Source organism: Streptodolium elevatio (assembly GCF_053592165.1).
The window spans coordinates 128,498-154,435 of record NZ_JBSFVE010000003.1 but is presented as its reverse complement, the minus strand read 5'-3'; the positions used below and the strand labels follow the sequence as shown (position 1 = coordinate 154,435).

Genomic DNA, 25,938 nt, shown 5'->3' with positions numbered 1-25,938 from the left:
TCCAAACTCCGGGGTTTCCTGAGAGAATCCGGCCGTCCCGAACCACGGTGCGGCACAAGGCCGACCGTTCACAGACGGGGGCTCCACCGCCATGGATCCGCTAGCGCCCACCGATCCCGAACGCGTCGGGTCCTACGTGCTGTTGGGCCGCCTGGGCGGCGGCGGCATGGGGCAGGTGTACCTGGGCCGCTCACCCGGCGGACGCCCCGTCGCGGTCAAGCTCGTGCACAGCGCCCTCGCCGCCGACCGCGACTTCCGGCGCCGCTTCGCCCAGGAGGTCGAGGCCGCCCGCTCGGTCGGCGGCTTCTACACCGCGCCCGTCGTCGACGCCGACCCCGACGGCGATCCGCCGTGGCTGGTCACCGCGTACGTTCCCGGCCCGTCGCTGCACGACGCCGTCGTGTCCGCCGGCCCGCTGCCGCCCGGCACGGTGCGCAGCCTCGGCGCCGGACTCGCCGAGGGACTGGGCGCGATCCACGCGTGCGGGCTCGTACACCGCGACCTCAAGCCGGCCAACGTGATCCTCGCCGACGACGGGCCGCGCGTCATCGACTTCGGCATCGCGCGCGCGATGGGCGGCTCCGAGCTGACCGTCACCGGAACCATGGTGGGCACCCCCGGCTTCATGTCGCCGGAACAGGCCATGGGGGAGACGGACATCGGTCCGGCGAGCGACGTGTTCTCGCTGGGGTCGGTGCTGGCCTTCGCGGCGACCGGCGAAGGCCCGTTCGGCGGCGGGTCGATCGCCGGGATCGTCTACCGCATCGTCTCCGGGCAGCCCGACCTCACCCGTCTCCCGGACGAGTTGCGCGACGTCGTGACCGCGTGCCTGGTCCAGGAACCGTCCGGGCGCCCGAGCCTGGACCAGGTGACGGACGCGCTGGCGTACGGGCGCGAGGCCACCGAGATGTTCACGCCCGGCTGGCTGCCCGCGACCGTCCCGCACATCGCGTCCGACGCCGTACGCGCCGCGACCGTGGTGGTGCCGCCGTCGGATCCGACACGCGCCGTACCGCCGCCCCCGACGCCCGGCTCGGTCCCCGGCCCGCCGCCGACCGCGGAGACCGTCGCCGTACCGGGGCGGCTCGCCCCGCCGCGGGACGCGACCACTGGGGACGGGACCGGGGCCACCGGGTCCACCGCCGAGACGGTGGTCGGGACCGGCGGTGTCGGCGCCACACTCGCCGCTCCGGAGTCGGACGACAAGGCACCCGGGCGGTCCGGCCCGTCCCGCCGCCGCTTCATCATCGGCGCGGCGGGCGTGGCCACCGCCGCGATAGCCGGGGCGGGCGCCTGGGCCGCGCTGCGCGACGACGACAAGCCCAAGGGCGAGACCGGCGCTTCGCCGCCTCCCCAGGACGACGCGTCCCCCTCCGCCGCCAAGTCCGGCGAGCCGGTGTGGCAGTTCGCCACGTCCGGAACCGTCCTGTCCTATCCGCGCGTCGCCGGCGACACCGTCTACGGCGCGAGCAACGACGGGACGCTGTACGCCGTCAACACGGCCGACGGCAGCGAGCGCTGGAACTTCCGTACCGGCGCGGCGATCGGCTCGTCCCCGTCCGTCGTCGGGGGAGTCGTCTACCTGGGTAGCGACGACGGCAAGTTGTACGCGGTCGACGCGGTGTCCGGCACCGAACGCTGGTCGTTCCCGACCGGCGGCATCGTGCACTCGCCGGTCTTCAGCGGCGGGGTCGTCTACGTCGGCAGCGCGGACGGCTTCCTGTACGCGGTCAACGCCGACGGCAAGGAGCGCTGGCGCTTCCAGACGGGCAACGACACCCACTCCGCGACCATCGCGGGCGATGTCGTCTACGTCGGGTGCAGCGACAGCAACCTCTACGCCGTGGACGCCGTTTCGGCCGCGAAGAAGTGGACCGCCCCGACCGGCGGAGCCGTCTCCGGGTTCCCCGTCGTCGACGGCGGCGTCGTCTACTTCGGCAGCACCGACGGCAAGCTGTACGCCGTCAACACCGCCGACGGCCGCCAGCGCTGGGTCTTCGCCGGCACCGCCGCCCAGGCGGGACCGGCCGTCACCGGAGGCACCGCCTACATGGGCGGCGGCCCCAACGTCTACGCGGTCGACACCAACACCGGCAAGGAGACCGGCAGATACACCGCGGGCGGCGACGTAGGCCGCCCCACCGTCGCCGCCGGCGTCCTGTACGTCGGCAGCACGGACCAGAACCTCCACGCCGTGGACGTCCGTACGATGCAGCCGCTCTGGAAGCTCGCCGCCCCCGGCGCCGTCCAGACCCCCACCGTCGCCGGCGACCGCGTCTACGTAGGCGTCGACGACAACACCCTCCACGCCATAGCCATCTGACCGCACGCGCGAAAACGCGAACGGCGCGGTGCCCGGGTGGGGCCGCGCCGTTCGGGTGGGGTGGTTATGCGTCGAGGATTTGGGCGGCGATCAGGTTCTCCAGGTAGCGGTCGTCCCACCAGTTGAGCTGGAGGGACTTGGCGCGGCGGAAGAAGAGCTGGACGTCGCACTCGACGGTGAAGCCCATGCCGCCGTGGACGTGCACGGCGAGGTCGCTGACCTCGCGGTACGTCTTGCAGGCGAACAACTTGGCCATGGGGGCCAGCTTTTCGACGCCGCGGCCGTTGTCGCGGGCCCAGGCCGCTTCCCAGACCAGGGTCTCCGCGCCGTCGACGGCGGTGACCGCGTCGGAGAGGTCGTGGGCGATGGCCTGGAACGCGCCTAGGGGCTTGTCGAACTGCTTGCGGGTCTTGGCGTATTCGACGGTGATCTCCAGGACCCGGCGGGCGCCGCCGACCGCGAGGGCGGCCAGCAGGATGATGCCGTCGTGGAGCACCTCGGACCACACCGGCCACGCGCCGTTGACGTTGCCGACGACCGCGTCCGCGCCGACCCGGACCGAGGTGAGGTCGAGGCGGTGCTGCGTGTCGGAGGCGACGGTGGGCTGCGCGGTGCGGGTGACCCCTTCCGCGGACGGGTCGACGAGGAAGAGGGTGATGTCTTCCGCGGCCGTGCCGGTGCGGGCGAGGACGAGGACGCGGTCGGCCGAATTGGCGTACGGGACGTGCCGCTTGACGCCGGTCAGCAGCCAGTCGTCGCCGTCGCGGGTGGCGGCCAGGGCGACGCCCTTGGGGCCGTAGCCGCGGTCCGGTTCGACCCACGCGGTGGTGACGACCGCGTCGCCGGAAGCGATCTTCGGCAGCCACTCCTGGCGCTGCTCGTCGGTGCCGGCCGCGGTCAGCACGCCGCCCGCGACGACCGAGCTGACGAAGTGCGGGGAGGGGGAGAGCGCGCGGCCGAGTTCGTCGTAGACGACGACCGCGTCCAGCATCGACATCTGCGACCCGCCCCACTTCTCGGGGATGGTCAGGCCGGTCAGACCGCTCTCGCCGAGCTTGGCCCAGAAGGCGGGCGGGTAGCCCTTCTCGTCCTCCTCCATCGCGCGCACCACGCCGAGGTCGGCGTGCCGGGCGGCGAGCCCGCGCACGGTCTCGCGGAGGACTTCCTGCTCATCGCTGAATGTCAGGTCCATCGGAGCTCCTTCCGTGTCACGGGGTCACGGGGTCCAGCGCTCGGCGCGCCGGTCCCAGGGGTTGTCGTCGTCGGAGACCGGGAGTGCCACGCGCGCCTCGCAGGTGGTCTTCGGCTTGCCGTCGACGGTGAGGGAGACGTCGAGTGTGACCCAGCCGCAGCCGGTGTCGTCGGTCGAGACGTCCTTCACGGTCGCGTTGTAGACCATCGTGTCGCCCGGGAAGACCGGCGAGGTCATCCGGAACACGACCCGGCCGATGCGGCCCTTGGGGCCCGTCCAGTCGGTCAGGTAGCGCTCGAACCACGCGCCCTGGTTGGGGGTGTTCAGGAAGATGTCCTGCACGCCCTGCCGCTCCACGGCGAACTTGTAGTCGTGGTGCATCGGCCGCCAGTCACGCGACGCCATCGCGCCGAGGATCACCGTCGTCGCGGTGACCTCGTGGGACAGCTCCGGCAGCGTGTCGCCGGGCTTGACCCGGTCGAGGGTCAGCTGTGCGGTGGTGTTCGTCATGCCGAAGCCTCCCGGCGGTAGCCGTAGCCGGTGTACGACTCGGTGCCCAGCAGGTCGCCGTTCTGGTTGTGGTACTCGACGTCGATCACCCAGAAGCGCCCGATGCCGAGCTTGGTGCGCTTCTCGCCGCTGACCGACTTCAGGACCTGACGCGACGTCACGAAGTCGCCGGGGCGCAGCGGTTCGTAGAAGACGTTGGTGTTGTCGGTCATGATCGCCTCGGGCAGGCCGAAGCGCTTCTTGAGGTCGAAGTGCACCTGGAGCGACAGTTGCTCGCCCTCGGCGCCGGGCGCCCAGTAGTGCGGGCGGGCGTACGCCGAGATCAGGCTCGGGGGCGAGATCGGCCCGCCGGTGACCTCCTCAGCGACCTTCGGGTCCCAGTAGAGCGGGTTGCCGTTGAACACCGAGGCGCAGGAGGTCCACACGTACCCCTGCTCGACCGGGAAGTCCGCGGTCTTCTCGTACTGCGTGGCACCGATCAGCGCGGCGACGTCCTCGGGGAGGGTGTCGTCCAACGGTGTGGGGTTGTTGCTCACGCCACCACTCCTTCGTCGCGTAGTGCGGTGATCTTGTCGGCGGACAGGCCCGCCGCGGCGAGCAGTTCGTCGGTGTCGGTGACGTCCGACTCGCGGACCAGGTACGGGTCCTCGGACGGCACCATGCCCGCCAGCACCGCCCCGATCTGCCGGAACGTGCCGTGCTTGGGGTGCTTGGCGGTGGCGAACGCGCCCCGTGCCGCGAACTGCTCGTCCTCGACCAGTTCGGGGACCGACAGCACCGCCGACACGCAGGTGTCGGCCGGGGCCAGTTCGGCGACCCACGCGTCGCGCGACTTGGTGCGCAGCACCTCGGCGATGTCGCGGCGGATCTCGTCCTGGACCGCGTCGTCGTTCTGGTGCGCCGTCCACTTGTCGAGGCCGAGGAGGCGGCACAGGTTGCCCCAGAAGCGCGGTTCGATGGCCGCGACCGAGAGCCACTTGCCGTCGCCGGCCTGGTAGGTGTCGTAGCAGGCGTAGCGGCCGAGCAGCAGGTTGGAGCCGACCTCGACGTTCTCGCCGGTCGCGAGGTACTCGTCGACCGACAGGGCCATCAGGGCCAGGACACCGTCCGCGACGGACACGTCCAGGTGCCGCCCCTGCCCGGTCGAGGCGCGGTTCAGCAGCGCCGCGAGGATCGCGATGACGGCGTGCATGCCGCCGCCCGCGCTGTCCGCGACGGTCGCCCCCGGGATCGGCGGCCTGCCGTCCGCGTCCTTGCCGGTCAGGTGCAGGAAGCCGCCGGTGCCCAGATAGTTCAGGTCGTGCCCGGCCTGCTGGGACTTCGGTCCGGACTGCCCGAACCCGGATGTCGAGCAGTAGACGATGCCCGGGTTGAGTGCGGACACCGCCGCGTGCCCGATGCCGAGGCGGTCCACGACGCCGGGGCGGAAGCTCTCGATGACGACGTCGGCCTTGGCCGCCAGCGCGAGGAACGCGTCGCGGCCTTCCGGCGCCTTGATGTCGAGCAGGACCCGCTTCATGCGCCGGTGCGCGCTGTACGAGAAGAAGGGAGGGGCGATCTGCACGCCGCTCTTGGCGGGGACGGGGCCGACCTTGACCACGTCCGCGCCGTAGTCGGCGAGCCAGCGCGAGGCGCGGGCCGCGGGGCCCACGCTCGCGAGATCCAGTACGGTGACGCCTTCCAGGAGCTCGGTCATGTCGCCCGTCAGAAGTTCTTGGGGAGACCGAGCTTGCGCCGGGAGAGGATGTTCTTCTGCACCTCGGAGGTGCCGCCGCCGATGGTGTCGAGCACGGTGTAGCGGTACGTCGACTCGGCGCGGCCCTTCATCGGGGCCTCCTCCGTGCCGACCTTGAGCTGCGTGCCCGGCCCGCCGAGGTCCATCGTCGCGTTGGCGAGGCGCTTGGACAGCTCGGTGGCGTACAGCTTGTACTCGGACGCCTCGGTGGTGGGCGGCGCGCCGCCCTTCTCCGCGGCGGCGACCACGCGCAGCCCGAGCAGGCGCGCGACCTCGGCCTCGGTGGCGAGGGTGGCCATCTTCTGGCGTACGACCGGGTCCGCGCTCAGCGGCTCGTCGTCGACCGTCGCGGTCCTGACGTAGTCGGTGAGCAGGTCGAGCCGCTGCGAGATCGGCGCGAACGAGAACATGGTGAAGCGTTCGAGGTCGAGCGCCTGGGATATGTACTGGAAGCCCTTGTTGACCTCGCCCACCACGTAGTCGTCGGGCACGAACACGTCGTCGAAGAAGACGTCGTTGGTGCGCTCGTCGCCCATCGTCCAGATGCCGCGGACGGTGATCTGCGGGTGGTCGAGCGGGACCAGGAACAGCGTGATCCCGTGGTGCTTGGGCTCGGCGGTACGCGCGCCGACCCAGTACCACTCCGCGAAGTGCGCGGAGGTGGTCCAGGTCTTCTGCCCGTTGAGGACCCAACCGCCGCGGACGTCGTCGCGGATCGCGCGCAGCTTCATGGACGCGGCGTCGGAGCCCGCCTCCGGCTCGCTGTAGCCGACCGCGAACTCGACCTCGTTGCGCAGGATCTTGGGCAGGAACTCGGCCTTGAGCTTCTCGCTGCCCACCGCGAGGAGCGTCTTGCCGATGATGCCGACGCCCTTGCCGATCTGCGGCCCGCCGCGGCCGGCCAGCGCCTCGTTGAGGATGTACTCGTAGATGCCGTCGCCGTCCTGGCCACCCCACTCCTCGGGCCAGGTGATACCCAGCCAGCCCTGGTCGGCGATCTTGCGCATGAACGCGCGGCGCGCGGGAGTGTCGACGATCTGGGCCATGTTCTCCCGGGTGACGTCGAAGACCTCGGGATCGTCGTTCTCGTTGAGGAAGCGCTCCACAGTTTCGGCGAAAGAGCGCTGGTCGGGGGTCAGTTCAAAGTCCACGGCACCTCCTGGGGGCGCGCGTGCAGAGACCGACGGGAGGTACAAGACGCCGGTCACCACGGAAACCTGACGGACAGTCAGATCAACGTAGCACCGGCCCAAGATCAAAAACAGCGGCAACTCCGCGATCTTGGTGGAAGATCACCCGGGCCGAGGTGTTGACCAGCGGTGAAACGGTGATCACCCTGGGTGTGGCGGCCTCCGAGCGAGGGGACGACGAGGCGCCCCGGACGCTCGGAGGGTCCGGGGGCACCTCGACGAAACGAGGCCGCCCGAACGCCGGACGCCGGCGTCTCGGCCGGGCCGGGGCCCGCCCGGACGCCGCCGTCCGGCGCTTGTGCCTCGCACTGAACCGCTCAACGGCGCTACCGGCGAACCGGACCGCGGCGCAGCCGTTCGCGCGGCCCGGGCGGCGCGTACCGCTACTTGATCGCCACCGGGTTCACCGGCGTGCCGACGCCGCCGACGAACGGCTGCGGCGACGCGTCGAGCAGGAACTCGTACACCCCGTCCGCCGCGCAGTCCGCGGCCAACTCCTCCAGGAACCAGTTCTGGCCCTGCAGCATGCCCATCTCGACCAGGTGCAGCGCGTGCACCGCCATGAAGCCGTCCTCCAGCTCCGGCGGGAAGACCTCGAAGACCACGGTGTCGTTGGCGACCGCGGCCACGTCGCGCGTGTGGAACCACTCCGGGCAGCGGACGGACAGGCCCGGGCCGTAGAAGTAGCCGTCCTTGTCGCCGCCCAGGTACTTGGTGATCTGGCCGGTACGCACCAGCACGACGTCGCCGGAGCGGACCTTGACGTTCCCGAGCTCCTCGGCGGCCTCCAGGTCGGCCGGGGTCACCGCGTACTCCGGCTCCAGGACGTCCACGCCCTTGGCCCGCGCGACGTCGAGCAGTACGCCACGTGTCACCAGCGTCTTGATCTTCTCGATGCCCAGGTTGACGGCACCCGCCTCGGCGGTCACCGACTCCTTGGCGGAGAAGCCGTTGTAGAGGCGGTCCTCGTACGTCGCGTGCGTGAAGCCGTCCCAGTGGGTGCCGGCCTGAATGCCCATGACGACCGAATCGTCGCTGGTCGCGACCGTGCCGGGGCCGAAGACCTCGTGGTTGACGAGGAAGGTGGTGCGCTTGGGGTTGTCGCGGCCCGGGATCATCCCGTTCTGGATGCCGTCCTCGCGCAGTTCCACGGCGAGCGAGAAGCGCTTGCCGGTCCTGACGCACGCGGCGGCGGCCTTGACGACGTCCTCGGTGATCAGGTTCATGGTCCCGATCTGGTCGTCCTTGCCCCAGCGACCCCAGTTGTTGACGCGCTTGGCCAGTTCGTAGAACTCGGCGGGCATGGGCATGGCGGGACCTCCTGGCAAGCCTTGAACGGACTCAGGCGAGTAGTACACACCTGTACTCGTCCGAGGCCACTCAACTGTGGGGTGCGGCACTCTACCCTCAGAAACTAACGTACCGTCAGATACTGTCGGGCGAGGCAGTTCTCACATGGCGTCGACAGTGCATCGGCAGCGCATCGGTGGTGCAGTCGATGGTCGCTACGGCGACCATGCCAGGGACCAATGGGGCCGTGGGACAGAGCCGATCCGAGGCTCTTTCGCCAGGCCGATCCGAAGGGGCAGAACATGGGTGACTTCCTGACCGGCAAGGTCATCGCGGTGACCGGCGCGGGCCGGGGCATCGGCCGCGCGGTGGCGCTGGCCGCCGCCGCCCACGGCGCGAAGGTCGTCGTGAACGACTACGGCGTCGCGATGGACGGCTCCGAGCCGACCAGCGAGGTCGCCGACGCCGTCGTCAAGGAGATCGAGGCGCTGGGCGGCGAGGCCATCGCGGTCGCCGACTCGGTCGCCACGATGGAGGGCGGCGCGCGCATCGTCAACGCGGGCGTCGAGAAGTGGGGACGCATCGACGGTGTCGTCACCGTCGCGGGCAACCTGCGCGAGCGCATGCTGTTCAACATGTCCGAGGACGAGTGGGACAGCGTCATCGCGACCCACCTCAAGGGCACCTTCACCGTCGTGCAGGCGGCCTCCAAGGTCATGAAGACGCAGGGCTTCGGCTCGATCGTCGGCTTCACCTCGGGCGTGTACGCGCTGGGCTCGGTCGCGCAGGCCAACTACGCCGCGGCCAAGGGCGGCATCGTGTCGTTCGTCCGCTCCGCCGCGCTGGGCCTCAACAAGTACGGCGTCAACGCGAACTGCGTCGCGCCCGTCGCGCGCACCCGCATGTCGGCCAACGTGCCGATGACGCTCAAGGAGATCGGGGACCCGGAGGACGTCGCGGAGCTGGTCGTCTTCCTGCTCTCCGACCACGCCAAGGACATCACCGGCCAGGTGTACACGACCGCCGGCCCGAAGATCGCGCTGTGGGACCAGCCGCACGAGATCAAGGCGATGTACAACGAGGAGAAGTGGACCGCGGAGTCCATCGCGGCCACGCTGCCCACCGCGATCGGCCAGGACCCGATGCCGGTCCTCGCGCAGCTGAAGGAGTACGCCGCCGCTGCCGCCGCGAAGAAGGCCGCCGAGGCCGCGGCGCAGGGCTGACCTCCCCCCGCATACCGCTGGAGGCCGCGGGCCGGAGCCCTCGGGGCACCGGCCCGCGGCCCGCGCAACCGCATCCCAGAAGGTGACACCGTGGACTTTCGCTACAGCGACGAGGACGAGGAGTTCCGGGCGGAAGTCCGCGACTGGCTCCGCGAGAACCTGTCCGGCGAGTTCGCCTCGGCCGTCGGCACCGGCGGCCCCGGCAGCGAGCACGAGCACTTCGAGATCCGCCGCGAGTGGGAGCGCCGCCTCGGCGAGGGCGGCTGGATCGGCCTCGACTGGCCGAAGGAGTACGGGGGCCGCGAGGCGACCCTCATGCAGCAGGTGATCTTCGGCGAGGAGTACGCCCGCGCGAAGGCCCCCGGCCGCGTCAACCACATGGGCGAGAACCTGCTCGGCCCGACCGTCCTCGCGTTCGGCACCGAGGAGCAGAAGGCCCGCTTCCTGCCGCCCATCGCCCGTGGCGAGGAGCTGTGGTGCCAGGGCTACTCAGAGCCCGGCGCGGGTTCCGACCTCGCGTCGCTGCGCACCACCGCGACGCAGGACCCGGAGACCGGCGACTGGCTGATCAGCGGCCAGAAGGTGTGGACCTCGCTCGCCCACGAGGCCGACTGGATCTTCGTGCTGGCCCGTACCGAGGCCGGCTCGACCAAGCACAAGGGCATCTCGTTCTTCCTCGCGCCCATGGACCAGCCGGGCATCGAGGTGCGCCCGATCGTCCAGCTCACCGGCACCAGCGAGTTCAACGAGGTGTTCTTCGACGGCGCCCGCGCCAAGAGCGAGCACGTCGTGGGACAGCTCGGCCAGGGCTGGGGCGTCGCGATGGGCCTGCTGGCCTTCGAGCGCGGCGTCTCGACCCTCGCGCAGCAGATCGGCTTCGAACTCGAACTCCAGGCCGTCATCGACACCGCCAAGGACAACGGCGCGATCGACGACCCCATCCTGCGCGAACGCCTGCTCCAGGCCTGGATCGACCTGAAGGTGCTGCGCTGCAACGCGCTGCGCACCCTCGGCTCGCCGGACCCGGGGGCGCCTTCCGTCGCCAAGCTCGTCTGGGCCACGTGGCACCAGCGGCTGGGCACGCTCGCGATGGACGTCGGCGGTGCCGCGTCCACGCTGGCCGCCGAGCTGCCGTACGAACTCACCGAGCAGCAGCGTCTGTTCCTGTTCACCAAGTCCGACACCATCTACGGCGGGTCGAACGAGGTGCAGCGCAACATCATCGCCGAGCGCGTCCTCGGCATGCCCCGCGAACCCCGAGGAGAAGCCAAGTGACCGCGCCCGCTTCGAACGCACCCGAGTACGTGGGCGGCCACGGCCTGCTGGCCGGCAAGACGGTGCTGGTCACCGCCGCCGCCGGGACCGGCATCGGCTTCGCCGCCGCCAAGAAGGCCGCCGAAGAAGGCGCCACCATCGCGATCAGCGACAAGCACGAGCGCCGCCTCGGCGAGGCCGCCGACGAGCTCGCCAAGGTCGCCGGCGCGCGCCCGCTCGCGGTGCCCTGCGACGTCACCGTCGAGGCCGACGTGCAGAACCTCGTCGACACCGCGGCCGGCGAGCTCGGCGGCATCGACATCCTCATCAACAACGCGGGCCTGGGCGGTCAGGTCGACCTCGTCGACATGACGGACGACCAGTGGAACCTGGTCCTCGACGTCACGCTCAACGGCACCTTCCGCATGACGCGCGCGGCGCTGCGGCACATGCAGCCGCGCGGCAAGGGCGTCATCGTCAACAACGCCTCCGTGCTGGGCTGGCGTGCGCAGAAGGGCCAGGCGCACTACGCGGCGGCGAAGGCCGGCGTGATGGCGCTGACCCGCTGCTCGGCCGTCGAGGCGGCGGAGTTCGGGGTACGCGTCAACGCGGTCGCGCCGAGCATCGCGATGCACGCGTTCCTGGCCAAGGCGTCCTCCGAGGAACTGCTCTCGGCGCTCAGCAGCGCGGAGGCCTTCGGCCGCGCCGCCGAGCCGTGGGAGATCGCCAACGTCATGGTGTTCCTGGCGTCGGACTACTCGTCGTACATGACCGGCGAGGTCGTGTCGGTCAGCAGCCAGCGCGCGTGACCCGCCCGTCTCCGGCGGGCCGCGCGGCCCGCCGGAGACGGCACAGGCGTTCGAGGCACCGGCGGCCCTCGGTCAACTCGGCGCCTTGCCGCGCGTCCTGCGCCAAGATGTGGCCATGACCGACCCACATGTCGACCCGCTCGTGGCCCTGTGGCGGGGCATCTCCCTCGACGCGCGGGCCACCGAGACGACGACCCAACTGGCCTTCCTGGCCAACGGCATGGGGTGGACCGAGTGGACCACCGCCGCCGGAGGCATCGAGGTGGTCGGCTTCCGCTGGCGCCCGACGGGGCCATGCGGCGTCGAAGTCCTGGACATATGGTGCGCGTTCGGCCTCACCGCCGAACGCGACGCGATCGAATGGGACGACCTGGAGTGGCGTGACGACCCGCCCTTCACGCTCGACATCGCGGTCAGCCCGCGCTCGCTCGTGCTGTCCGGCAGCCTGGGCGGTGCCACCGAGTTCCGGCTGCTGCGCCGGGAGGTCACGTACGCCGACTGTCCGGCCCGCGGCATCGCCCCGGACCTCGGCAGCGGCATCGTCGACGAGGTGAACCACCTGCCCCCGGAGCCCGGCCGCCGCTCCTGAGGTGCGGACGCCGTCCCGCACCACCCGGATCTGCACCATGAGCACTGTCACAACAGGCTGACTCATCGTCAGATGACCGCTAGGTTTGAGACCGACACTCGCCGGACCGCCGTCGAAACCGGTCCGTACGACGGTGATCAGCCACCCACGGAGGAGAAGCCTGTGAAAGGCGTTCTGTTCGACGGCAAAGAGGCCCTGGTGGTCGACGACCTCGAGGTCCGGGACCCGGGGCCCAACGAGGTCCTGGTGAAGATCGGCGCCGCCGGTCTGTGCCACAGCGACATCAGTGTCATCAACGGCACCATCCCGTTCCCGCCGCCGGTCGTGCTGGGCCACGAGGGGGCCGGCACCGTCGAGGCGGTCGGCGAACTCGTCACACACGTCAAGCCCGGCGACCACGTCGCGCTGTCGACGCTGGCCGCGTGTGGCACCTGCCGCGAGTGCGACCGCGGCCGCCCGACCATGTGCGCCAAGAGCTTCGGCCAGCTCAACCAGCCCTTCACGCGCGACGGCAAGCCCGTCTACAACTTCGCCGGCCTGTCGGTCTTCGCCGAGAAGATCGTGGTCAAGGGCGTGCAGGCGGTCAAGATCCCCGAGTCGATCCCGCTGGCCTCGGCCGCGCTCATCGGCTGCGGCGTGCTGACCGGCGTCGGCGCGGTCCTCAACCGGGCGAAGGTGCAGCCGGGCGACACCGTCGCGGTCATCGGCACCGGCGGCATCGGCCTGAACGTGATCCAGGCCGCCAAGCTCGCCGGCGCGGTCCGCATCGTCGCGGTGGACGCCAATCCGGCCAAGGAGGCCGTCGCCCGCGAGTTCGGCGCGACCGACTTCGTGGACGCCAAGGCCGTCGAGAACTCCGTCGCCGCGGTCAAGGAGATCGTGCCCGACGGCGTCGACCACGCGTTCGAGTGCGTGGGCCACGTCGCGGTGATCCGGAACGCCATCGACATGCTGGGCCGCGCCGGCCAGGCGGTCATCCTGGGCGTCGCGCCGTCCGACGCGGAGGCGTCGTTCCATGTGTCGTCGATGTTCCTGGACAAGTCGATCATGGGCTGCCGGTACGGCTCGTCGCGTCCGCAGTACGACATCGCGCGCTACGCGGACCTGTACGGCACCGGTGCCCTCAAGCTCGACGAGCTGGTGACCCAGACGTACGCGCTCGACGACTTCCACCACGCGGTGGAGGACGCCGAGGCGGGCAAGGTCGCCCGCGGCGTCTTCGTCTTCTGAGCGCCCTCGACTTACGAGCGCACAGGCGTTCTGACGCCCTTTCAGGAGCCGCGGTGACCAGCCCGCGCCCCTGAGCCCGGAGACACCCGGAGAGGCCGGTACGCGCCCCACAGGCGCCCGTACCGGCCTCTCCGCATGTTTGCCGCCGTCGTCCGGCCCGCATCCGCCGTTGCGCCTGCCGCCGTCGCCTGCCGCCGCGTCGCGAGGCCGTCGGGTGCGCGGGCTCCCGGGCAGGCGTGCCGCAAATACGCATAGGCCCCGGAGCGTCGTGCGCGTCCGGGGCCTACGGGTTCGGGGAGAGCCTATCGGCCCCTTTTCAGGCGTTCTGGGCGGGGTGCCCGAACTTGCCGCGGTAGAAAAGCAGCGGCCCGGCGTCCTCGCGGGCCACGTCGAGGGCCTGCACGCGGCCGATCACGATCTCGTGGTCGCCGCCGTCCACAACCTGCTCCAGCGTGCAGTCGATGTACGCCAGCGTGCCCTCCAGCAGCGGCGACCCGGTCACCGGAGCGGGCTTGTGGTCGACACCCGCGAACTTGTCGGCGCCGCTCACCGCGAACCCGCGGCACAGCTGCTCCTGGTCGTCGGCCAGCACGTTGACGCAGAACTTCGCGCCCGGCTGGATGCGCGGCCAGGTGGTCGACGTCTTCGCGACGAAGAAGGTCACCAGCGGCGGGTCGATCGACAGGGACGCGAAGGACTGGCACGCGAACCCGACCGGCGTCTCGCCGTCCAGTGCGGTGATGATGGTGACGCCGCTGCAGAAGTGGCCGAGCACGTGCCGGAATGCGGCGGGGTCGACGGCGGGAGCGTCGAGCTGGCCCATTTGGTCCTCGCAGAAGTCGTCGGGTGCGGCAGAAGCCGACGGGGTTTGTCTGCCGACGGGTTTTGTCTGGCGGCGCCTGCGACGCTATGGCAGCGAAAAACCTTGCGTCAATCAAAAGCAGACAGGGCGTGCGTCACATCTGACGCAGAGTCAGTTGGCTTGTCGAGCAAGGGAATACCGCGTCGCCGAAGGGCCGCCAAAGCTTCCGGCAGCACCTCGGCGACACCTCGGCGACGCGGTCGGCCGTCACCAGCCGTAGTACTCGGGCTTGCGGCGCTCCATCAGGCTCGCCACACCCTCGTTGGCGTCCCGGGTCGTCATGTTCAGCTCGACGGAGTCCGCCTCCTCCCCGAACGACGTCGCCCGGTCGCTGTCCAGCGAGCGGTTGACCAGGCGCTTGGTGATGGCCAGGGCCCGCGTCGGACCGGTGGCGAGCCGCTCGGCCCACTCCCGGACGGTGGCCTCCAGCTCGTCGGCCGCGACGACCTTGTTGACCACGCCGATGCGCAGCGCCTCGGCGGCCGGCAGGTCGTCCCCGAAGAACATCAGCTCCTTGGCCTTCTGCGGGCCGACCAGGCGCGGCAGCAGGTACGCGCTGCCGCCGTCCGGGATCAGCCCGCGGCGCGTGAAGATCTGGATGAACCGCGCGGTGTCCGCCGCGATCACCAGGTCGCACGCGAGCGCGAGGCTCATGCCGTAGCCCGCGGTCGTGCCGTTGATCGCCGCGATCACCGGCTTCTCGCACTCCAGGACGGCCGTGGTCAGCCGCAGGACGCCGTTCTTCATCATGCGCGAGGCGTACCCGGTCGGTCGGGCGGGCGGCTTCGGCGCGCCGTCCTCGGCCGGGGCCGCCTCGGCCAGCAGCGACTTGGTCCCCGGCGAGCTGCGCAGGTCCATGCCGGTGCAGAAGTGCTTTTCGCCCGCCGCGCCGAGCACGACCGCGCGTACCGCCTCGTTCGCCGACGCCTCGCCCAGCAGCGTGATGATCAGCTCGCGCTGGTCCCAGGTGATGGCGTTGCTCGCCTTGGGGCGGTTGAGCGTGATCCACAGGACGCCGTTCTCGACGCGGTGGAGCAGCTCGGGCTCGGTCTCAGGAGTGGTGCTCATGCCTGGCGGGGTTCCTCTCGGGTACTTCGGTGGTCGCTGTTCTGCGGGCGGATCAGCGCGGTCGGATCGGCTCGGTCGGGCCGACGCCGTCGGGTCGGCCCGGTCGGTCGGGTGACCGGTCGGCGGGACCGGCGGAACGCCGGTCCCGGGAACGATCATCGGGGGATGTCATCGCGGGATGGCGAGGGCGTCGAGCGCCACCGTGCCACCGCCGCGCGGCATCACCATGAGCGGGTTGATGTCGAGTTCGGCGAGGTCGTCGCCCAGTTCGAGGGCCATGCGCTGGACCCGCATGACCACGTCGACCAGGGCGTCCAGGTCGGCCGGCGGTTGGCCGCGCATGCCCTGGAGGCACTTGAGGCCCCGCAGTTCGCCGAGCATGCGGCGTACCTCGACCGGGCCGAACGGCGGTACGCCGATGGCGATGTCGTCGAACACCTCGACGAAGATGCCGCCGAGGCCGACGGTGACGGTGGGCCCGAAGAGCTCGTCGTGGGATATGCCCACGACCATCTCGACGCCCTTGTCGACCTGCTGGCACACCAGCACGCCTTCGAGCCGTCCGGCGCCGTTGTCGCGGGCGGCGTCCACGATCTCGCGGTACGCGTCGCGCACCTGGCTGGCCGAGCGCAGTCCCAGCTTGACCAGCCCGAGGTCGCTCTTGTGCGGCAGTTGCGGCGCGCACGCCTTCATCACCACGGGGTAGCCGATGAGCCCGGCCGCGCGTACCGCCGCCGCGGCGGACGTGACCAGCTGCTCGCGCGGCACGCGTATGCCGTACGTGCGCAGCAGCTGCTTCGCGGAGTGCTCCGACAGCGGCTTGCCGGGGGTCAGCAGGCGCCGCGCCTTGCCCGCCGCCGGGGAGGCGGTCCGGGCGACGTCCTCGAAGGGCGAGTCGTAGTTGTCGCGGAAGCGGTGGTAGTCGAAGTAGGCACGCAGGGCGGTCACGCAGTTGCCGAACGTGCGGAAGACGACGATCCGGTTGGATTTGAGCAGGATGTCGCGGTACGCCGACTCGTCGCCCACCGGCGAGCCCCAGACCACACACACGACCTTGTCCGTCGCCTCCGCCGCGTCGACCAGGTCCTGCGCGAGCTTGTCGCTCATGGGCGGGAAGGCGCCGGTGATCGGACAGACGAGCACGCCGACGTCGGGGTCGGCGAGAATCGCGTCGATGATCTTCCGGCCGCGTTCGTCGCCGGCAGGGTGCCCGCCGTTGTCGACGGGATTGGAGATGGTGAGGTAGCCGGGGATCCACTCGCGCAGCGACTGCTGTGTCCCGGCTGTGAGTTGCGGCAGGTTCAGGCCCTGCGCGGAGGCCAGGTCGGCCATGTGCGCGCCGGTGCCGCCCGAGATGGAGTACACGCACACACCGTCCGCCTTGGGGCGCGAGGCCCGTGCGAACAGCTGTGAGGTGTCGATGAGTTCGTCGAGTCCGTCGACCCGGGTGACGCCGAACTGGCGGAACACCGCGGAGGCGACGCGGTCCTGACCGGTCAGCTTGCCGGTGTGCGACGCGGCCATCTTGGCGCCGGTCTCCGTACGCCCGACCTTGACCATGACGATCGGCTTGCGCTGCTGGGCCGCGTAGTCGGCGGCCAGCGCGAAGGTGCGCCCGTCCTTGAAGCCCTCGATGTAGGCGGCGATCACGCCGACTTCGGGCTGATCGGCGAAGTACCGGATGAAGTCGGCGGTCTCCAGGTCGGCTTCGTTGCCCACCGGTGCCCAGTGCGAGACCCGGATGCCGATGTCCTGCGCGGCGAACACCGGGCGGCCCTGGTGCCCGCTCTGGGTGATGAGGGCGATCGACTGGCCTTCGAGGTCCTCGCGGAACTCCTCGAAGGCGTTGAGGTTGGTGTTCGGTCCCAGGAGGCGCAGCGGGCCTCCGTCGGTGAGTTCGGCGAGCCGGCGCTGCGCCTCGGCACCGGCCTCGCCCTGCTCGGCGAACCCGGCCGCGAAGACGACGGCGAAGGAGACCCCGGCCGCGGCGAGGTCGGCCAGCACCTCCTGCGGATCGCCCACCAGGATCACCGCGAGGTCGACGACCTCGGGGACCGACGCGATGTCGGGGTGGCACACCTGTCCGCCGATCTCGGCGTGCTTGGGGTTGACCGGGAACATCCGCGCGCCCACGCGGTCGGACCACGCCCGCAGTTGCGCGGTGATGCGGGCTCCGGGCCGTCCCTCGGTGTCCGAGGCGCCGATGACGGCGACGGTGCGCGGCCGGAAGAACCGGTCGAGTTCTGCGGGCCGCAGTTGCAGCGGCCTGCCGGTGACGTCGACCGGGAGGGGCTGGTCGACTGGGCTGGAGCCCACGGAACCGGTACGGGCGTGTCCCGGAGCGTGCTGTTCCCTGCTGTCACGAAGCATCTGGCCCGTCCCTCGTCTTTCGATCCATCAGTGAATCACTTGACCTGACGGTCAGTCAGTTAGCTTGCTGATGGGACGTCAGGACTGTCTACCGTCTCATCACCCCGTGGTCGCGCATATCTGTCCGATCATGGGGATTTCTGGTGACTTGGTCAATATTTTTCGATGAAGCCGCCGGTCAATGGGGGTCTCCCCTGAGTAGCGGTTGTTTCGTCGAACGGTCACGCAGCGTGTTCGGCCGTCCCCACGGCACTCAAACGGCTGTTTCAGGTACGGAGTACCGCCGACCCCCGGCCCGGTCCGACCGCTCCCGGTCGGCGAGCGCCTTGCGGTCCACTTTGTCCATTCCGGTGAGCGGCAGCTCGTCCACGATCCGCAGCGCCTCGGGGAGCTTGTACGCCGCCAGTCTCGGCGCCGCGAACGCGCGGAGCTCCTCGAGCGTCGGGGTCGGGGCGTCCGCCCTCGGCACCACGACCGCCACCCCGATCTCGCCCATCACGTCGCTCGGCCGCGGGGTGACCGCGACGGAGGCGACGCCGGGATGGGCGAGCAGGACGGACTCGACTTCCAGGGGGAAGACGTTGTAGCCGCCGCGGATGTACATGTCCGAGATGCGGCCGGTGATCCGGAGGCATCCCCGGTCGTCGATCAGGCCCAGGTCACCGGTGCGCAGCCAGCCCTGGGCGTCCAGCGCCTTCACGGTGTCCTCGGGGTTCCGCCAGTACCCGGCCATCACGGACGCCGCCCGCAGGCAGATCTGGCCGGCCTCGCCCCGCTCCAGCGCCTTGCCGGTCTCCGGATCGCGGATCTCCAGCTCGGTACCGGGCCGCGGCCTCCCGACCGTGTGCAGGGCCTCCTCGTCCGGTGCGTCGAACGAGGTCAGCGTGCCCAGGCCGCCCGACTCGGTCATGGAGTACCGGATCGAGTAGCCGGCCCCGAAGCGCTCGCGCGCCTCGCGCACGACGGGCGCGGGGGACGGCCCCGCCCCGACGATCAGGCCCTTGACGCAGGAGAAGTCGTACGAATCGAACTCCGGGCGGCGCAGCAGCAGCGACACCTGCGCCGCGACGCCGCCGATGTAGGGGATCCGCTCGCGCGCGACGATGCGCAGCGCGTCCTCGGCCCGCCAGCGGCCGAGCACGTGCATGGTCGCGCCGAGCTTGAGGTATCCGGCGAGCTTCGCCATGAACCCGACGTGCGGCAGACCGGTCGCGACGAGCTGCGGTCCGCCCTCGCCCCACCGGCCGCCGGTGTCCATCTCGGTGATCGCGGCGATCTGCCGCGACGTGAACAGCGCGCCCTTGGGCGTGCCGGTGGTGCCCGACGTGAAGACGACCGTCTCGGGCAGGTCCGGGTCGTCGGCGCCGCTGACGCGCGGCGTCGGCGGGATCGCGTCGACGCGCAGGTCCGCGAGCACGTCGTACGCGCGCTTGGCGGGCTCGCAGAGCAGCACCTCGGGCCCCGACGGGACGCCTTCGGCCAGTTCTTCGGTCGCGACGACCAGCTCCGGCTTCGCCTGCGCGAGCACGCGGGCCCGTTCGTCGGCGGTGTAGCGGGGGCCGACCCCCGTCGTCACCGCGCCGAGGCGCGCCAGAGCCAGGTACGCCACCACGTACTCCGGTCCCGAGGGCAGCACCAACGCGGCGAGGTCCCCCGACCGTACGCCGCGCTCGGCGAGCCCGGCCGCGACCTGATCGGTCAGCGCGTCCAGGCCCGCATAAGTGAAGGCGATATCGCCCTGGACCAGGGCCCTGCGCTCGGGAAAGCGTCGGGCGGCGTCCCGCAGCACTGCGGCGACAACGGTCATCAGGACTCCTCCTGCCAGGCTTCCCCTTCGAGGACAGCATGGAAATGGGTTCGCGCACCACGGGTCCGAGGTGTGATGAAGGCGATGTTCGCATGATATGACGGTGTGTCAGATACTGGAGGGCGGGCCGCAGCACCGGCAATGGGGCCGGTCGCATCACGTAGTCCGGAATCGTCAGGGAGCAGGGCAATGGACGTCGAGTTCAGCGAGGAGCAGCAGGAGATCCGCAGGGCTCTCCGAGACGCACTCGACAAGCAGAGCGACTCCCCGGCGGTCCGTGCCGCGATGGTCACCGAACACGGCTTCGACCCCAAGGTGTGGCGCCGCCTTTGCGGGCAGACCGGCTTGGCCGGCCTCGGCATCCCCGAGGAGTACGGCGGCGTCGGGCTCACCTTCGCCGAGGTCGTCATCGCCCTGGAGGAGATGGGCCGCACGCTCTTCCCGTCGCCGTTCCTGGCGTCGAGCGTCATGGCCGCGTCGGCCGTACTGCACAGCGGCGACGAGGCCGCGTGCGCCGAGATCCTGCCGGGCATCGCCGAGGGCACGACCCTGGCGACCCTCGCCGTGGCCGAGCCGGGCAGCCGCGACGTCTCCGAGGTCTCCCTCACCGCGACCGCGACCCCGTCCGGCGAACACCGCCTCGACGGCGTCAAGACCCATGTCCTCGACGGCGTGGCCGCCGACCTCGTCCTGGTCGCGGCCCGGCTCGACGGCCAGGTGGCCCTGTTCGCCGTGGCCGGCGACGCGGCCGGCCTGACGCGCACTCAGCTCCCGGTGCTCGACCAGACCCGCCACCAGGCCCGCCTGGACTTCGACAACACCCCCGCGCGCCTGCTCGGCACCCCGGGCGCCGACACCGCGGCCGTCCTGGAGCGGGTACGCCAACTCACCGAGATCGCGGTCGCCGCGGAGTCGGTCGGCGGGGCGGGCCGGTGCCTCGACATGACCGTCGAATACTCCAAGATCCGCGTGCAGTTCGGCCGCGCGATCGGATCCTTCCAGGCCCTGAAGCACCGCTGCGCGGACATGTACGTGCAGTTGGAGACGTCCCGTTCGGCGCTGTACTACGCCGCGTGGGCCGCCACCGAGGCGGAGGCCGCGGGCCTGGACGTCGACCCCGACGCCCCTGGCGCGGGCGAACTCCCGGTGATGGCACCGCTCGCCATGACCACGGCCACGGCCGCGTACCGCGCGATCGCGGAGGAGACCATCCAGCTCCACGGCGGCGTCGGGTTCACGTGGGAGCACGACGCGCACCTCTACCTCAAGCGCGCCACCACATCCGCCCTGCTCTTCGGCGACCGCACCCACCAGCGGGAACGCATCGCCGCCCTCGCGGGGATCTGACCGCAGGACTACCAGTCGAAGATCGCGGTGTCGAGGACGCCCTTGAACGGCTCGGGAAACGAGATCTCGTCACCGTATTTGACCTTGGTCGACGTCTGGTACGCGTTGTTCTTCGGATCGGAGAACAACGTGACCTCCCGGCGGAGCGGGTCGATGAGCAGGTACAGCGGGACGGGCCCCGAAGCGTAGCCACCCGGCTTGACGAGACGGTCGTTGACCTGGCTCTCCCGGCCGGCGGAGACCACCTCGACCACGAGGTGCACCACATCGGCTGGGAACTTCCACTCCGAGTGGGTGTCCACAGCCGCACGGTCGATTACGCACATGTCCGGCACGTAGCTTTCCTTGTCCGGTGCGTTCGGCAGGAGGATGGTCACCGGCGAGAACGGCACCCGGGTGTCCTGCGGCCGGTTCTCGCGCAGGAAAGCCTCGTAGAGGTCTTGCAGCAGACCTCCGTGCGAGCCCACTGGCGTCGGTGACATGACGATCGCTCCCCCGATCAGCTCCACCCGGAAACCCTCGGGCGGATCGATGCTGTCGAAGACCGCCTGCATGTCGGGGCGCTCCATGTCGGTGTCGGCCGCCACGGCCGCCTCCTCCGCAACCAGAGTCATGTCACTCCCCTCAGAGTATGCGGGGATACCTTTCGCGCACGAGAATGGCCGAACGGCCATGCCGGTGTGGCGGATCACCAAGGGTTCACCCGAATGGCCCAGTAGCAAGTAGTCCGGACCGTCGCTCCCGACGTTGCTGCGCTCGTTCCTCGCGCCACCCGTGGGGGTCCGCGCGGGTCGGGGGGACCGGGTTGCCGGGGGTGGACGGGGCCGGTCAGATTCCTGTTATCCCGGTGGCTTGAATGCGTCTCCTTTAGTGTCGGCCCCGCTGCGGGGTGTACGGATCGGGAGAGGGCGGCGCGTGGGCAACAGGTCTGGGGCTGCGGGGTCTTCGCGGGGAGGGCGGCACAAGGCCGGTGGCTCGCGGCACAGTCGGCGGCGGGCCGGGGGACACCGCCGCAAGCCACGCCGCAGCGGACCTTTCGCGCTCGTCGCCGCGCTCGTGGTGGCCGCCGCCGTGGTCGTCGGCGTGCTGAACGGGTCGGGCGGCGGGGGAGCCGGGCGCGACACCGCGGGCGACACCCCGACCTCTCCGCGAATATCCGCGACCGACGCTTCCGGGGACCCGGCCGCCGATCCCGGCAGGTTCGCCGCCGGCGAGGACGGCGCGCGCCCGGTCCCCGGTCCTGACGCGGGGTCCGGCTCCGCCGGGCCGGGCCCCGCGTCCACTTCCTCGTCCGGGCCCCCGGCGGCGTCCCCGCCGCCGTCCTCCGCCCCGTCGAGTCCGTCCCCCTCGGCGTCGAAGCCGCCGACGAGTGCGAAGCCCTCGACCACCGCGCCCTCGCGTCCGCCGTCGTCGACGCGTCCGCCGAGCACCGCGGCGCCGAGCGGCAGCAAGGCCGACCAGTACGCGAGCGAGGTCGTACGCCTCGCCAACGTCGAGCGTGCGAAGAACGGCTGCGGCCCGCTGTCCGAGGACCCGGAGCTCAAGGCCGCCGCCCTCGGCCACAGCCAGGACATGGCGGCGCGCGACTACTTCTCGCACACCGGGCAGGACGGCCGCAGCGCCGGCGACCGCATCACCGCCGCCGGGTACTCGTGGAGCACCTGGGGCGAGAACATCGCCCGCGGCCAGCAGACCCCCGAGTCGGTCATGGAAGCGTGGATGAACAGCCCCGGCCACCGCGCGAACATCCTGAACTGCAGCTTCAAGGACCTCGGCGTCGGCGTGCACATCGCGTCGGGCGGTCCGTGGTGGACGCAGAACTTCGCGGCATCGCGCTGACCCCGGCCCGGGTCGCCGGGCGTCCCCTACGGGAGACCGGCGGCCGCGCGAGATGACGGGGCTCCCGAATTGCTGTTGGCTGGGCTGCCTCCGGGGACCCCGGAGCCGCGGCGGCGCCGGAAAGGACAGGTAGGAAGGCAGATGCGCGCGCAGATACCCGACGTGACGGCGCTGGCCGCCGCCGCCCGGGCGGGCGACATCGAAGCCCGCGACGCACTGATCACCGCGTGCCTTCCCCTCGTCTACAACGTGGTCGGACGCGCACTCGACGGCCACGCCGACGTCGACGACGTCGTGCAGGAGACGCTGCTGCGCGTCGTCGACGGGCTCGGCGACCTGCGCGACCCCGCGCGCTTCCGCTCCTGGCTCGTGGCCATCGCGATGAACCAGGTGCGCGACCGCGCCGCCGCGCGCGAGAAGCAGGCCGTCGCGGATCTGGACGCGGCCCGCGAGGTCCCGGACCCGCACGCCGACTTCGTGGGCGTGACCATCCTGCGCCTCGGTCTGTCCGGGCAGCGGCGCGAGGTCGCGGAGGCGACCCGGTGGCTCGACGAGGACGACCGGTCGCTCCTGGCCCTGTGGTGGCTGGAGGCGGCGGGCGACCTCACCCGCGCCGAACTCGCCGAGTCCCTGGGCCTGAGCGCGCAGCACGCGGCCGTACGCGTGCAGCGGATGAAGGCGCAGCTGGAGATCGCGCGTGGGGTCGTACGCGCGCTCGCGGCGGACCCGCGCTGCGCCGAACTGGAGGATGTGCTGACGGCCTGGGACGGCAAGCCGTCCGGCCTGTGGCGCAAGCGGATCGCCCGGCATGTGCGCGAGTGCGACACCTGCGCCGCGTACGGGAAGGGCCTGGTGCCCGCCGAACGCCTGCTGGCGGGCGTGCCGTTGGTGGTGCCGATGCCGTACGGGCACGCCGCCGCGGGGGACGCGCCGCCCCTCGACCCCGCGAGTGCGAGTGCGAATGAGAGTGCGAACGCCGTGGACGGCACCGGCGTCCCGCAGAACGATCCGGGCTCGGCAGCGGTCGACCCGGCGGCGGATCCGTCCGCAGCCGGTGACGCGGCGCAGGCGCATGTCCCGGGGGCCGGGAGCGAGCCCACCGGGACAACGCCGCCGGATGCCTCCGGTCCCTCCGCCCTCACTTCCCACCTCGGGCCGCTGACCCTCGGCACCGCGGTGGTCGCGGTGCTGGCCGTCCTCGCCGTGCTGTTGCTGCGTCCTGACGGAGGGTCACCCGGCGCCGCCGCCCCGGCGTCCGTCCCGGCTCCGCCCGCCTCCGTCCCCGCACCGGCCCCCACACCGCCGCCGTCGGCGGAGCCGAGTGCGGCCGCGCCGCCGCCGGCGACGTCCGCCCCGCCGCCGCCGAGTCCGACGCGTTCCGCGCCCAGCCTCGAACAGCAGGTCCTCGACCTGGTGAACGTCGAGCGCGCGAAGGCCGGTTGCGGTCCGGTGCGGCTCGACCCCAAGCTGCACAGCGCGGCCCAGAAGCACGCCCAGGACATGGCCGCCCGCCGCTACTTCGACCACCAGGCACCCGACGGCACGGGCCCGGGCGACCGCATCACCGCCGCCGGATACCGCTGGTCGGCGTGGGCGGAGAACCTGCACCAGGGCCCGACCGCCGCCCCTTCTGCCGTCACGACCTGGATGGACAGCAGTGTCCACCGGAAGAACATGCTCGACTGCGACCTGACCCAGATGGGTGTGGGCACCGCCTCCGGACCGCGCGGCATGCTCTGGACCCAGGTTCTCGCCGCCCCCATGTGATCAAGCCAAGGGAGCCGTGAACCCGTACGCGCTGCTCGTCGACTCCGCCCCCGCCGACGTCCAGCCGCCGGCCCGGTCGCTCGACACCGACACCGACACCGACACTGGGGCGTGGGCCGTCGCGCGTCCCTCCTCCGCGACTTCACCGGCACCGTTCCCGAACTCCTCGCCTCCGCCCGTACGATCACTTCTCCCTGACCGGGCGAACCGGTGGTTCCATAAGGGCGTGACCTCCTTCGGCCTCCCGCGCGACGCGGCCCCCGATGGCGGGGCGATGCCGTGAGCCTCACGAACCCGCATGCGCTGCTGCTGGCTTCGGCCCCGGCCGAGCTGCACCTGCCGATCCTCACGCGGCTGACCGCCGAGGTACGCGACGACCTGCTCGACGACGGAGCCGCCCCCGGGCTCGTCGCGTACGCCCTCGCGCACGGCACCGCCGAGGACCGCGCGGTGCTGGCCGAGAATCCCGCCGTCTCCCCGGACGACCTCGCGGCGCTCGCCGCGACGCCGGACGAACCCCAGTTGGCCGCCGGGCTGTTCGGCAACCCGTCCGCACCCCGCGAGGCGATGCTGCGCGTCCTGCCGTTCGTCCCGGACGCCGACGTACTGCCCGGCGGCTTCGCCCGCAACGACGCCATGCGGCTGGACATGGTCCGGCGTGCTTCGGTCGCGGTCGAGTCGGAGGACCCGAAGGTCCTCTCCGCGGTGTTGCGCATGGTCGACAGCGAGTTCCTGCCGCTCTGCCCGGCGGTCGTGCTGCGCGGGTGCCTGGGCCTGCTGTGGACCGTCGGGCGCGAACCGGCGTGGCGGGCGCTGCGCGACGTCCGCGACCTGGTGCGCGGCGACCTGTCGGCGCCGGTGCGCGACGCGCTGGCCGACCCGTTCGCCCCGGCGAGCCTGGGCCGCGCACTGGCGTACGAGAGCAGTCTTCCGGTGCTCCTGGAACGCCTGCGCCGGTGCCGGTCGGTGGACGAGGCGGTCGCCCAACTGCACGCCCCGCGCGACCCGGTCGACTGGGAGTTCGTCCTCGATGTCCAGCGCCGCGAACCGCTGCCGGATTTCGTCCGGGCCGCGCTCGCCCGCCAGATCGGGTGCCCGGAGGTGCTCCCTCCGCTCGGATCGGCCGGCGCTCTCGCGTCCACCGCGGGGCCCGCACACGCGGTGCGCGACGGAGGGCCGGACGGGCTCGACCGCCTGGCCGACGACTCCGCCGCCGCCCGGGTGGGCCGCGACTACACGGCGGGCCGGCTGAACGTCCGCACGCTCCTGCGCGAAGGCGACCCCGTGGCGGTCGCGCTCAGCCTCCTTGAGGCGCGGGCCTACGACGACGAGCCCGACATCGGACTCGACCGCGGCGTGGTGCTCGCGGTCGCGGAGCTGACCCGGCCCGCACTCGGCGGCAGCGCCGACGCGTGGGTGGTCGCACTCAACCTGCTCGGCGACTTCGCGGGCACCCTGCCGGAACTCGTACGCACGGCGTCGGCGGTCGCGGCGTGACCCCGGGGGAGTGAGCCGGGGCGAGTGAACCGGCAC

At 71.4% G+C, this 25,938-nt stretch carries 21 protein-coding genes; 10 read left to right on the top strand and 11 right to left on the bottom strand.

Annotated features, from left to right (window positions below; all coding sequences use genetic code 11):
• Positions 1-91 precede the first annotated feature (91 nt).
• Positions 92-2,323, top strand: coding sequence for an outer membrane protein assembly factor BamB family protein (locus ACWD12_RS08260; RefSeq protein ID WP_450098866.1), 2,232 nt, complete (start codon positions 92-94; stop codon positions 2,321-2,323).
• 64 nt (positions 2,324-2,387) lie between these two features.
• On the opposite strand, the gene ACWD12_RS08255 is transcribed toward ACWD12_RS08260, so the two are convergent.
• The 6 genes from ACWD12_RS08255 to ACWD12_RS08230 all read right to left on the bottom strand — a co-directional run bounded on the left by ACWD12_RS08255 (position 2,388) and on the right by ACWD12_RS08230 (position 8,260).
• On the bottom strand, positions 2,388-3,515 hold the full coding sequence (locus ACWD12_RS08255) for an acyl-CoA dehydrogenase family protein (RefSeq protein ID WP_358361507.1): 1,128 nt from the start codon (positions 3,513-3,515) through the stop codon (positions 2,388-2,390).
• Positions 3,516-3,539: 24 nt separating this feature from the next.
• A complete protein-coding gene (locus ACWD12_RS08250) occupies positions 3,540-4,025 on the bottom strand; it encodes a hypothetical protein (RefSeq protein ID WP_450098865.1) in 486 nt (161 codons plus the stop codon).
• Positions 4,022-4,561, bottom strand: coding sequence for an FAS1-like dehydratase domain-containing protein (locus ACWD12_RS08245; RefSeq protein ID WP_450098864.1), 540 nt, complete (start codon positions 4,559-4,561; stop codon positions 4,022-4,024). Before ACWD12_RS08245 ends, ACWD12_RS08250 begins: the two co-directional genes overlap by 4 nt.
• Positions 4,558-5,721, bottom strand: a complete 1,164-nt coding sequence (locus ACWD12_RS08240) for a CaiB/BaiF CoA transferase family protein (protein WP_358361516.1) — start codon at positions 5,719-5,721, stop codon at positions 4,558-4,560. Before ACWD12_RS08240 ends, ACWD12_RS08245 begins: the two co-directional genes overlap by 4 nt.
• A gap of 8 nt (positions 5,722-5,729) precedes the next feature.
• Complete coding sequence (locus tag ACWD12_RS08235; RefSeq protein ID WP_358361519.1) at positions 5,730-6,911, bottom strand: acyl-CoA dehydrogenase family protein; 1,182 nt, start codon at positions 6,909-6,911, stop codon at positions 5,730-5,732.
• Between the two features lie 422 nt (positions 6,912-7,333).
• A complete protein-coding gene (locus ACWD12_RS08230; protein ID WP_450098863.1) occupies positions 7,334-8,260 on the bottom strand; it encodes a cyclase family protein in 927 nt (308 codons plus the stop codon).
• Between the two features lie 282 nt (positions 8,261-8,542).
• Here ACWD12_RS08230 and ACWD12_RS08225 point away from each other — a divergent pair, with 282 nt between their 5' ends.
• The 5 genes from ACWD12_RS08225 (at position 8,543) to ACWD12_RS08205 (ending at position 13,345) form a co-directional block, all read left to right on the top strand.
• A complete protein-coding gene (locus tag ACWD12_RS08225; RefSeq protein WP_358365229.1) occupies positions 8,543-9,463 on the top strand; it encodes an SDR family oxidoreductase in 921 nt (306 codons plus the stop codon).
• Positions 9,464-9,553: 90 nt separating this feature from the next.
• Positions 9,554-10,738, top strand: a complete 1,185-nt coding sequence (locus ACWD12_RS08220; protein ID WP_450098862.1) for an acyl-CoA dehydrogenase family protein — start codon at positions 9,554-9,556, stop codon at positions 10,736-10,738.
• Positions 10,735-11,526, top strand: coding sequence for an SDR family oxidoreductase (locus tag ACWD12_RS08215; RefSeq protein WP_450098861.1), 792 nt, complete (start codon positions 10,735-10,737; stop codon positions 11,524-11,526). The genes ACWD12_RS08220 and ACWD12_RS08215 overlap by 4 nt, the downstream gene beginning before the upstream one ends.
• Before the next feature lie 115 nt (positions 11,527-11,641).
• The gene (locus ACWD12_RS08210) at positions 11,642-12,115 is read left to right on the top strand and encodes a hypothetical protein (RefSeq protein WP_450098860.1); all 474 of its coding nucleotides are present in this window, start codon (positions 11,642-11,644) and stop codon (positions 12,113-12,115) included.
• Positions 12,116-12,277: 162 nt separating this feature from the next.
• Positions 12,278-13,345 (top strand): Zn-dependent alcohol dehydrogenase, encoded by a 1,068-nt coding sequence (locus ACWD12_RS08205; protein WP_358357820.1) that lies wholly within the window; start codon positions 12,278-12,280, stop codon positions 13,343-13,345.
• 316 nt (positions 13,346-13,661) lie between these two features.
• On the opposite strand, the gene ACWD12_RS08200 is transcribed toward ACWD12_RS08205, so the two are convergent.
• The 4 genes from ACWD12_RS08200 to ACWD12_RS08185 all read right to left on the bottom strand — a co-directional run bounded on the left by ACWD12_RS08200 (position 13,662) and on the right by ACWD12_RS08185 (position 19,452).
• A complete protein-coding gene (locus ACWD12_RS08200) occupies positions 13,662-14,168 on the bottom strand; it encodes a flavin reductase family protein (RefSeq protein WP_358357822.1) in 507 nt (168 codons plus the stop codon).
• A 246-nt stretch (positions 14,169-14,414) separates the two neighbouring features.
• Positions 14,415-15,275: an enoyl-CoA hydratase/isomerase family protein gene (locus ACWD12_RS08195; RefSeq protein ID WP_358357824.1), complete on the bottom strand. Its 861-nt coding sequence runs from the start codon at positions 15,273-15,275 to the stop codon at positions 14,415-14,417.
• A gap of 168 nt (positions 15,276-15,443) precedes the next feature.
• On the bottom strand, positions 15,444-17,645 hold the full coding sequence (locus tag ACWD12_RS08190) for an acetate--CoA ligase family protein (protein ID WP_450098859.1): 2,202 nt from the start codon (positions 17,643-17,645) through the stop codon (positions 15,444-15,446).
• Positions 17,646-17,898: 253 nt separating this feature from the next.
• Positions 17,899-19,452: a class I adenylate-forming enzyme family protein gene (locus ACWD12_RS08185; protein ID WP_450098858.1), complete on the bottom strand. Its 1,554-nt coding sequence runs from the start codon at positions 19,450-19,452 to the stop codon at positions 17,899-17,901.
• A 189-nt stretch (positions 19,453-19,641) separates the two neighbouring features.
• Here ACWD12_RS08185 and ACWD12_RS08180 point away from each other — a divergent pair, with 189 nt between their 5' ends.
• Positions 19,642-20,799 carry an acyl-CoA dehydrogenase family protein gene (locus ACWD12_RS08180; protein ID WP_450098857.1) on the top strand — a complete coding sequence of 386 codons (1,158 nt, stop codon included), beginning with the start codon at positions 19,642-19,644 and terminating at the stop codon, positions 20,797-20,799.
• Positions 20,800-20,807: 8 nt separating this feature from the next.
• Here ACWD12_RS08180 and ACWD12_RS08175 read toward each other — a convergent pair whose 3' ends face one another.
• Positions 20,808-21,413: a Uma2 family endonuclease gene (locus ACWD12_RS08175; protein ID WP_450098856.1), complete on the bottom strand. Its 606-nt coding sequence runs from the start codon at positions 21,411-21,413 to the stop codon at positions 20,808-20,810.
• A gap of 301 nt (positions 21,414-21,714) precedes the next feature.
• Here ACWD12_RS08175 and ACWD12_RS08170 point away from each other — a divergent pair, with 301 nt between their 5' ends.
• The 3 genes from ACWD12_RS08170 (at position 21,715) to ACWD12_RS08160 (ending at position 25,902) form a co-directional block, all read left to right on the top strand.
• Positions 21,715-22,638: a CAP domain-containing protein gene (locus ACWD12_RS08170; RefSeq protein ID WP_450098855.1), complete on the top strand. Its 924-nt coding sequence runs from the start codon at positions 21,715-21,717 to the stop codon at positions 22,636-22,638.
• A gap of 141 nt (positions 22,639-22,779) precedes the next feature.
• On the top strand, positions 22,780-24,405 hold the full coding sequence (locus tag ACWD12_RS08165; protein WP_450098854.1) for a sigma-70 family RNA polymerase sigma factor: 1,626 nt from the start codon (positions 22,780-22,782) through the stop codon (positions 24,403-24,405).
• Between the two features lie 279 nt (positions 24,406-24,684).
• On the top strand, positions 24,685-25,902 hold the full coding sequence (locus ACWD12_RS08160) for a hypothetical protein (RefSeq protein WP_450098853.1): 1,218 nt from the start codon (positions 24,685-24,687) through the stop codon (positions 25,900-25,902).
• Positions 25,903-25,938 lie beyond the last annotated feature (36 nt).